Consider the following 8,318-nt stretch of genomic DNA (forward strand, 5'->3'; position numbering starts at 1 on the left):
GTATTATTTCGTAAATTGGTTTATCACAATCTATTGAATTATATACGTTAAAAATTAAATTCACACTCGGATTTTAGTATTGAGAATGGGTCGTTGTAAAAAATGGGTGCCATATGAGAAAACATATTTTTTTATTTTGGAGACCCTATTTTGACCATGGAAAGCAACAAATTATTGCACTAAAAGAAGGGAAAATACTTTTGTCGATATACTACTCATAAGAACATCAGCATAGAAAAAAGAGGCTGTCTTTTGAGACAGCCTCTTTTTATTTTAAAAGGAAATGTTAATCAACCTCCGAATTTTTCAGAATAGTCTTTCTGAGAAGCTTTGATTACTTTTTTAGCATGTTCAGCTCCATAAATTTCCTGAATTCTGCATTTTGCAGGCTCATCTGGTAAATTTTTATAAGTCAAGAAGTAGTGCATCAGTCTTTTAACTTCAGCATCAGGTAATTCAGCGATATCTCTAAAGTGTCCGAATGCATGATCTCCGACCATTACAGCAACAATTTTATCATCAGCTTCTCCTCCGTCAATCATTTTAAATCCACCAATAGGAATAGCTTCCATTAACATACCTCCTGAATGAATATTATGTGAACTTAATACACAGATATCCAGTGGGTCATGATCACCCATGGTTACATCTTCTGCTCCACTTTCAACAGCTAACTTCATCACTTCATTATGACAGTAAGTTCTTGGAACAAAACCATATAAAGCAGGAATAATATTAGAGAATTTTTGAGGGCGGTCCACTTTCAAATAACCAGTTTCTTTATCCACTTCATATTTAATAGTATCTGAAGGGACAATCTCTACAAATACATTGACAACATTAGGGGCATCTTCTCCCGCAGAAATCCCGTGCCATGGATGCGCTTTAAAATTTGGAATCATTATCTATATTTATTTTTTAATTATTAAGCTATTATTAAAATCTCTCTTCTAAGATCTTCTATGGTCGCGGCAATATAATCTTCACCGTTCATATAATTCATGATAAAAACAGTCTTAAATTCTTCAAGATTTGGATTATTATTCAACCCCTCATAAGTCTGATGAAGCAGGCTTATCACACCATTCTTAGAATCAACAATATTCTGCCATGAATTTTTAGTAATAAAAAGCTGTTGAGAAGAGTTATATTCGAATTCTTCGTTGATCGTCTTTTCTGTAAGGAAAATAAACTCATGTACTGCCAGACCACTATCAAACTTTTGAATGAGATGAGATGGCTTTATTCTCTCTAAAAAAAGAGTCATCCTTTCATAAGAGTGAGTTTTATTTTCAGAATTTGATTTTACAGTAAGCAACTTCAGCTCCTGATTTTTAAGGTTGATATAGGAATACACAAATTGTCTCAGCAAAACCAAAAAAGGAATTGCAATAATCAATGCAAATGCATACGGCAGATATCCTGAAAGACTAGACATAATTTAGAGTGCAAAATTACTAATATTTTCTGAATTTAACTGAATTTGAAGCCCATAATTATCATACTTAGGTCTTTATCAGTTTTCGGAATTTAATGATATTTCTATTCTCGAGAGAGGCAAATTCACGGAGCTGACCGCCAAAGCTTTTAAAGAAAACCTCTATATTACGGATATTGCTTCCCATAAAATTAAAAGAAAACTCATGGATGTATTCTTTCAGGATTTTATCAATTAAATAGGAAGCTCCGTTTTCATTTTTAAAATTTTCATCATTGACAAGTGCGAGTAAGGAGAGCTCTTTATTATCACAAATTAAAACAGCTAAACTGATTAACTGATCTTCTAAAAAGGCTCCACATAATTTAAGAACACTCATCTGATCAAGAGCTTCAATATATTTTTTGAATTTTAGCAGATCTTTACTTTTAGAAAGCCCTTTGGAATTCAATTCAATAAAAGCAACGATACACTGATCAAAAGTTATTTCTTTATAAGAAAGATGCTGGGCACTTTTAACTGTGGACTTCCTGCCTTTGAAATAGGTTTTTCTTAGAAGATCATAATTGGAAACAGGAATAATATAATTCCTCTTTGTATCCAGCCCATCAGAAAACTGATTATGGTAATTGAATGAATACTGAAAAATAGTATATTTTTTTTGAAAGTATTCTAGAAAAAGGTCATTAGATTCCTTATTTTCTTTTTGAGAAAAAATTCCCAATTGCTGGCAAAACAGAGGCATAACTGCAAATTTAAACCCAAGCTTTTTCTTCAGTGGTATAGGCATTACCGCTTTATAATCTCCATAGATCAACACCTCCCATTGCTCACAGAGTTCATCTAAAACTTCTTTTCGTGCATACCAGTTTGTTTGTTCAGAAGATTCTAAACAGCTGGTATATTTTGAGAAATCGATTTCATGGTACTTTAATTTTCTAATCATCACAATAAATCCTCATCTGCAAAACTAAGATATGAATCCTGTGCGATAATCAGGTGATCGAGAAGCTGAATATTCAAAAGGTTTCCCGATTCATGTATTTTCTTGGTAATCTGTAAGTCTTCACGGCTAGGTTTCAAGTTTCCGGAAGGATGATTATGTGCAACGATGATTCCGGTTGAATAATGATCTAATGCTGTTTTAAATAAGATTCTGATATCTACTATAGACTGATTAATACCTCCTTCGGTAAGCTTGGATATATACAGAATCTTGTTGCTCTGGTTAAGAAATATTGCCCAAAACTCTTCGGTTCTGAGATCTGACAAATGATTTTTAAGAACGTTATATGCATCATTACTATTGGAAATGACGGGCTTCTCCAGAATACTCTGGTTACTTCTCCTTCTTCCGATTTCTAATGCCGCCACAATGGAAAGAGCTTTAACCTGCCCAATTCCTTTAAATTTCATAAGATCTTCTATAGAAAGTAAACTGAGCTGGTGCCAGTTATTATTAACAGATGATAGAATTTTCCGGGATACTTCCATCGCCGTTTCATCTTTATTTCCACTTCCCATAATAATAGCCAATAATTCGGAATCAGAAAGTGATTTCCTACCTTTCAGTAGAAATTTCTCCCTGGGTCTGTCATCTTCAGCTAAAAACTTTATGGACATAGCAACTATTAAAAGTTACAAGTTATGAATTTTAAATTCAAAAAAAGGCATATAAAATAATATTTCGCTGTGAGCCATCAATATATTGCGCTACTTCATTGAAAACCTTTGTTGAAAGTATGGATATCCTAAACTAAGACATATCGGAATTGTTGACTCCTTGTTATATGAGTGAAGAACTATAGCTCTTTTCATTGCATTGTTACTGGTAGTATCAAGTACTTTCAATCTATAAGCTTTTCCAAACTGACCGGAATAACTTTCCCTGATTTCATATTTCCCTAACGAAGACCAATATGAGCCTTCAATATTACCGAATGTAAGAGCTCATGAATCAGCAACTATAGTCCGGAACCATGAGAAACAATGGAGAACGATTAATAATCACACCATTTTTAAGATCATATAAGAAAAATCGATATTTCCCTGAATGGATCTTAAGACTAATAAAAATAGCTAAATCCTGATTGTAATCCTTTCCTTTTAGAAAGGTCTTCAGATCTGCAATTCTTTGTGCAGGTAAAGATGGCATCTGAGATTGTATTTGCTGAGAAAACAGGATTAAAATAAAACAGGCAATAATACCTCATAATTAGAAAGTCTATAATATCATTCCATCCTTCATCACTAATTTTCTATCGGTAATTTCAGCCAGTCCTGGGTTATGTGTTACAATAATAAATGTCTGGTTATATTTATCCCTAAGATCGAAAAATAAACGGTGAAGGTCATCTGCATTTTTGGAATCTAAATTCCCTGTAGGTTCATCCGCAAAAATAACTTTTGGAGAATTAATAAGTGCACGGGCTACCGCTACTCTTTGTGCCTCTCCTCCTGATAACTGATTAGGCTTGTGTTGCAACCTCTGTTCAATTTTTAAATCTTCAAACAAAGCATAAGCTTTTTCTAATGCTTCCTTCTCATTAGCTCCAGCAATCTTTGTGGGAAGCAATACATTTTCCAACGCAGTGAATTCTGGTAATAGCTGATGAAACTGAAAAACAAAACCAATATTCTGATTTCTGAATTTAGAAAGCTGTTTATCATTCATATTAATAAATGACTCTCCGGCAATAGTAATTTCCGTATTATAATGTTTTGAATTCGTAGGCTGATCGAGAGTTCCAAGTATTTGGAGAAGTGTAGATTTTCCTGCACCAGATTCTCCCACAATAGAAACTACTTCTCCGGTCTTTATATGCATGTCAACACCTTTTAACACTTCTAAATTCCCATAAGATTTATGGATATTGGTTGCTTTAATCATAATTCAAAAATACTAATTTGATTTCAATTTTCCGTAATGATATCAATCTGTTTTTATTTTAAAATATCATAAAAAAACCTCTCGAAGTGAGAGGTTATATTATTTTGCATATTAGATAATTACAGTAACAATGTTAAAGGATTTTCTAAGTATGTTTTTAAGGTTTGTAAGAATTGGGCTCCGGTTGCACCATCTACTACTCTATGATCACATGCTAAAGAAAGTTTCATGATATTTCCTACTACGATCTGTCCGTTTTTCACGATTGGTTTTTCAATAATAGCTCCTACGGATAAAATAGCAGAATTAGGCTGGTTAATAATACTTGTAAATGTTTCGATTCCGAACATTCCCAAGTTAGATATGGAGAAAGTAGAACCTTCCATTTCATTAGCTTTGAGAGCTTTTGTTTTAGCTCTTGATGCCATATCTTTTACAGCTGCAGAAATTTGGGTATAGTTCATCTGATCTGTATTCTTAAGAACAGGAACAACTAAACCATCAGGAATTGCCACGGCCACACCTACATTGATATTCCCTCTGTGAATGATCTTATCTCCTGCCCAGCTTGAATTAACCTGAGGATGTTTTCTTAAAGCAACTGCAGTTGCTTTAATGATCATATCATTGAAAGATATTTTAGTATCCGGTAAAGAATTGATTTCTTTTCTTGCTTCAATGGCTTTATCCATATTGATCTCTACCATCAGATAATAATGCGGTGCAGAGAACTTACTTTCCGAAAGTCTTTTAGCAATTACATTTCTCACCTGAGAGTTTTGGGTTTCAGTATCTTCACCCTGAACAAAGTTAACAGCAACCTGAGCAGCAGCACTAGCAGCCTGTACAGGTGCAGCAGAGGACTTCTGAGAAGGCTGATAGTTTTCAATATCCTTCTTCACTATTCTTCCATTTTCTCCCGATCCCTGAATATCGTGGATATCCACGCCTTTATCTTCAGCCATTTTCTTAGCCAGAGGAGAGATTGCCACTCTATCTGATGATGAAGTGTTCACAGCCTGAGCTGGAACCGCTTCTTCTTTTTTAGTTTCTGATTTTTGTTCTGTTGGTTTTTCAGTCGCCTGAGCGGGTGCTTTTGAACCTATAGCTGAAACATCTGTTCCTGCAGGTCCTATAATAGCCAATATAGAGTCTACAGAAGCTGCTCCTCCTTCTTCTACTCCCTGCTTCAATAGAACTCCATCTACTTCAGATTCAAAATCCTGAACAGCCTTATCGGTTTCAATTTCAGCTAAGATATCACCTTCTTTAACTGTATCACCAACATTTTTATGCCACTTGGCTACCTTTCCTTCTGTCATTGTATCAGAAAGACGAGGCATTGTAATAATATCTACTCCGGCAGGCACCTCTCCGGTTGTAGGTTCAGCACTTGCAGTATTATCTTGTGTTGTAGATTCTTTTTCAGATTTTTTCTCTTCAGAGGCTCCGGCAGCAGGTACATTTCCTCCCTTCAAAGCAGAAATATCTTCTCCTTCATTACCAATAATTGCTAAAACTGAATCTACAGCTGCTGCTCCACCTTCTTCCACCCCTATATATAAAAGTGTACCTTCTACTTCAGATTCAAAATCCTGAACAGCTTTATCGGTTTCAATTTCAGCTAAAATATCACCTTCTTTTACTTTCTCTCCTACTTGTTTATGCCATTTTGCCACTTTCCCTTCCGTCATTGTATCGGAAAGACGAGGCATTGTAATTACTTCTGCCATAATATTTAATATGATAATGAGTTAATTGATAATTTGATAATGAATAGGATAATGATAATTAACATTAGCATATCACCACATTATCTCATATTCCGTTTAGTTTTCTAATTTATCTAGGAATGGATAATCTTCCTGAGCATAAACATACTCATAGATTTTATCTGCATCAGGATATGGTGAATTTTCCATGAATTCCACACATTCTTCAACAAAATCTCTGGATTTATTTTCCATTGCTTCAAGCTCTTCTTCAGTAGCCCAGTTATTAGCCAAGATTCTTTCTTTTACCAATTCGATAGGGTCATCTTTTTTATGAATAGATACTTCTTCCTTAGATCTGTAAGGTTCCGCATCAGACATAGAGTGACCTCTGTAACGGTAAGTTCTTGCTTCAATAAAAGTTGGTCCGTCTCCTCTTCTTGCTCTTTCTATAGCTTCATAAGCAGCTTCTGCCACTTTTTCAGGATCCATAGCATCTACTGGAAGACAAGGCATTTCATATCCCAATCCTAATTTATAGATATCTTCGTGATTAGCTGTTCTTTTTACTGAAGTTCCCATCGCATATTGATTATTCTCAACAACGAATACCACAGGAAGTTTCCAGTTCATCGCCATATTGAATGTTTCATGAAGAGAACCTTGTCTTGCAGCTCCGTCTCCAAAGAAACAGATATTAACAGCTTTTCTGTCAAAATATTTATCTGCAAAAGCAATACCGGCTCCTAACGGGATTTGCCCTCCCACAATTCCATGACCTCCATAGAAACGGTGTTCTTTACTGAAAATGTGCATAGATCCACCCATACCTCCTGAAGTTCCTGTAGCCTTTCCACAAAGCTCCGCCAAAATTCTTTTTGGATCCACTCCCATCGCCATTGGATGGATGTGACATCTATAAGCAGTGATCATACTGTCTTTAGTAAGATCCATTGCATGAACAAATCCTGCAGGAATAGCTTCCTGACCATTGTATAAATGTAAAAATCCTCTGATTTTTTGTTTTAGATAAAGAGAACGGCACTTGTCTTCAAACCTTCTCCACATTGTCATATCTTCATACCACTTTAGGTATACTTCTTTCGAAAATTCTTTCATGTGTTAGCTCTTGCTTATTTATTATGAAATAGTTGAGCAAAATTAGGAAAAAAACTTTGTTTTTATTGTATACATATCAATTGTTTTTTTTAGTTATAATGTTATATTTGGAATTTAAACTTAATAATGAAAGAAAATCAATCGTCTCTTTGGCTGAATATGTCTAAAGTTATCTCTAACTTTTTCAATCCTTTAGTTTCTTTATTTATTTTTTTCATCTTCATGAGCATTAAAGAATACTCCTGGGAGGCGACTTTATCTTATTTTCTTCCTGTTTTGCTTTTTGTTATAGTTCCGGTAATAATCTGGTTGGTCTGGAATGTAAAAACAGGAAGATACACCAATATGGATGTTTCCAATCGTATCCAGAGAAAAACTCTATATGTATTTCTGGAGTGTTGTATTATTTTGTATTTACTATACAATTATATGAAGAACGGATATCTGGATCTTGTGCTTTTATTCATCCTTATTCTCCTATTTGCATTACAAATCAGCAATCTTTTTATTAAAAGTTCGATGCATACTTCTTTCAATATCTTTGTAGCCGCCTTATTTTTTGCGTTGGACACAAGAATGGGAATTATTTGGCTGGGAATAGCTATTCTGGTTGGGATTACGAGGGTTGTTTTAAAAAGACATACGATAAAGGAAGTTTGTATGGGAGCCGGAATCGCTTTTGTAATTTCTTTTATTTATCTTTATTGCAATATACAATTTCAACATTAAGAATTTTACATGAAAATAAATCACCTCACAGCAGCAGAAGAAAATTTAATGAAACTATTCTGGAAACTGGATTCCTTCTATTTAAAAGACGTAATGGAACAACATCCTGAGCCTAAACCGCACCAGAATACAGTTTCCACCTATTTGAAAATTCTTATTGAGAAAGGCTATTTATCTGCACAAAAAGAAGGGAGGATCTTTAAATATTCCATACAGGTTCCTTATGATGATTATAAAAAATTCCTATTGAAAGAGCTTTCGCATAATTTTTTTGATGATTCAGGAAAAGAAATACTGCAGTTCCTTTTCAATGAAAATCTTATTTCTCAAAATGATCTTACAGATTATCTTAATTTGAAAATTGAAATAAAACCGGTAAAAGCCAAAAAACCCAAACTTGAAATTGCTGAGGAGATCCTTAATCTCCAAA

Annotated in this window: 11 protein-coding genes; 2 read left to right on the plus strand and 9 right to left on the minus strand. The window is 34.3% G+C overall.

The annotated features are described in order from the left end of the window. Window positions 1–290: 290 nt before the first annotated feature. The 9 genes from Q0A18_RS00235 to pdhA form a co-directional block, all read right to left on the minus strand. On the minus strand, window positions 291–902 hold the full coding sequence (locus tag Q0A18_RS00235; RefSeq protein ID WP_292008153.1) for an inorganic pyrophosphatase: 612 nt from the start codon (window positions 900–902) through the stop codon (window positions 291–293). 23 nt (window positions 903–925) lie between these two features. Further along, complete coding sequence (locus tag Q0A18_RS00240; protein WP_292008154.1) at window positions 926–1,438, minus strand: hypothetical protein; 513 nt, start codon at window positions 1,436–1,438, stop codon at window positions 926–928. Between the two features lie 67 nt (window positions 1,439–1,505). Then, the gene (locus tag Q0A18_RS00245; RefSeq protein WP_292008155.1) at window positions 1,506–2,384 is read right to left on the minus strand and encodes a hypothetical protein; all 879 of its coding nucleotides are present in this window, start codon (window positions 2,382–2,384) and stop codon (window positions 1,506–1,508) included. Then, on the minus strand, window positions 2,384–3,061 hold the full coding sequence (radC, locus tag Q0A18_RS00250) for a DNA repair protein RadC (RefSeq protein ID WP_292008156.1): 678 nt from the start codon (window positions 3,059–3,061) through the stop codon (window positions 2,384–2,386). The genes Q0A18_RS00245 and radC overlap by 1 nt, the downstream gene beginning before the upstream one ends. Before the next feature lie 90 nt (window positions 3,062–3,151). Beyond that, on the minus strand, window positions 3,152–3,370 hold the full coding sequence (locus tag Q0A18_RS00255; protein WP_363315930.1) for a murein L,D-transpeptidase catalytic domain-containing protein: 219 nt from the start codon (window positions 3,368–3,370) through the stop codon (window positions 3,152–3,154). A 25-nt stretch (window positions 3,371–3,395) separates the two neighbouring features. Then, window positions 3,396–3,593: a hypothetical protein gene (locus tag Q0A18_RS00260; protein ID WP_292008157.1), complete on the minus strand. Its 198-nt coding sequence runs from the start codon at window positions 3,591–3,593 to the stop codon at window positions 3,396–3,398. 69 nt (window positions 3,594–3,662) lie between these two features. Beyond that, window positions 3,663–4,328 carry an ABC transporter ATP-binding protein gene (locus Q0A18_RS00265; RefSeq protein ID WP_292008158.1) on the minus strand — a complete coding sequence of 222 codons (666 nt, stop codon included), beginning with the start codon at window positions 4,326–4,328 and terminating at the stop codon, window positions 3,663–3,665. Between the two features lie 119 nt (window positions 4,329–4,447). Further along, complete coding sequence (locus tag Q0A18_RS00270; protein ID WP_292008159.1) at window positions 4,448–6,061, minus strand: pyruvate dehydrogenase complex dihydrolipoamide acetyltransferase; 1,614 nt, start codon at window positions 6,059–6,061, stop codon at window positions 4,448–4,450. 96 nt (window positions 6,062–6,157) lie between these two features. Next, window positions 6,158–7,159, minus strand: coding sequence for a pyruvate dehydrogenase (acetyl-transferring) E1 component subunit alpha (pdhA, locus tag Q0A18_RS00275; RefSeq protein WP_292008160.1), 1,002 nt, complete (start codon window positions 7,157–7,159; stop codon window positions 6,158–6,160). Window positions 7,160–7,285: 126 nt separating this feature from the next. Between pdhA and Q0A18_RS00280 the strand changes: the two genes are divergently transcribed. Together Q0A18_RS00280 and Q0A18_RS00285 are read left to right on the plus strand one after the other, a co-directional pair. Then, on the plus strand, window positions 7,286–7,888 hold the full coding sequence (locus Q0A18_RS00280; RefSeq protein ID WP_292008161.1) for a phosphatase PAP2 family protein: 603 nt from the start codon (window positions 7,286–7,288) through the stop codon (window positions 7,886–7,888). A gap of 9 nt (window positions 7,889–7,897) precedes the next feature. After that, window positions 7,898–8,318: BlaI/MecI/CopY family transcriptional regulator (locus Q0A18_RS00285; protein WP_292008162.1), on the plus strand; the 421-nt coding region annotated here is incomplete at its 3' end.

Source organism: Chryseobacterium sp., from assembly GCF_022712095.1.
Taxonomy (GTDB): Bacteria; Bacteroidota; Bacteroidia; order Flavobacteriales; family Weeksellaceae; genus Chryseobacterium.

What these genes read in the sequence shown, in the direction of transcription:
- Q0A18_RS00235 (WP_292008153.1), bottom strand. Translation starts at nt 902, where the DNA reads ATGATTCCAAATTTTAAAGCGCATCCATGGCACGGGATTTCTGCGGGA.
- Q0A18_RS00240 (WP_292008154.1), bottom strand. Translation starts at nt 1,438, where the DNA reads ATGTCTAGTCTTTCAGGATATCTGCCGTATGCATTTGCATTGATTATT.
- Q0A18_RS00245 (WP_292008155.1), bottom strand. Translation starts at nt 2,384, where the DNA reads ATGATTAGAAAATTAAAGTACCATGAAATCGATTTCTCAAAATATACC.
- radC (WP_292008156.1), bottom strand. Translation starts at nt 3,061, where the DNA reads ATGTCCATAAAGTTTTTAGCTGAAGATGACAGACCCAGGGAGAAATTT.
- Q0A18_RS00260 (WP_292008157.1), bottom strand. Translation starts at nt 3,593, where the DNA reads ATGCCATCTTTACCTGCACAAAGAATTGCAGATCTGAAGACCTTTCTA.
- Q0A18_RS00265 (WP_292008158.1), bottom strand. Translation starts at nt 4,328, where the DNA reads ATGATTAAAGCAACCAATATCCATAAATCTTATGGGAATTTAGAAGTG.
- Q0A18_RS00270 (WP_292008159.1), bottom strand. Translation starts at nt 6,061, where the DNA reads ATGGCAGAAGTAATTACAATGCCTCGTCTTTCCGATACAATGACGGAA.
- pdhA (WP_292008160.1), bottom strand. Translation starts at nt 7,159, where the DNA reads ATGAAAGAATTTTCGAAAGAAGTATACCTAAAGTGGTATGAAGATATG.
- Q0A18_RS00280 (WP_292008161.1), top strand. Translation starts at nt 7,286, where the DNA reads ATGAAAGAAAATCAATCGTCTCTTTGGCTGAATATGTCTAAAGTTATC.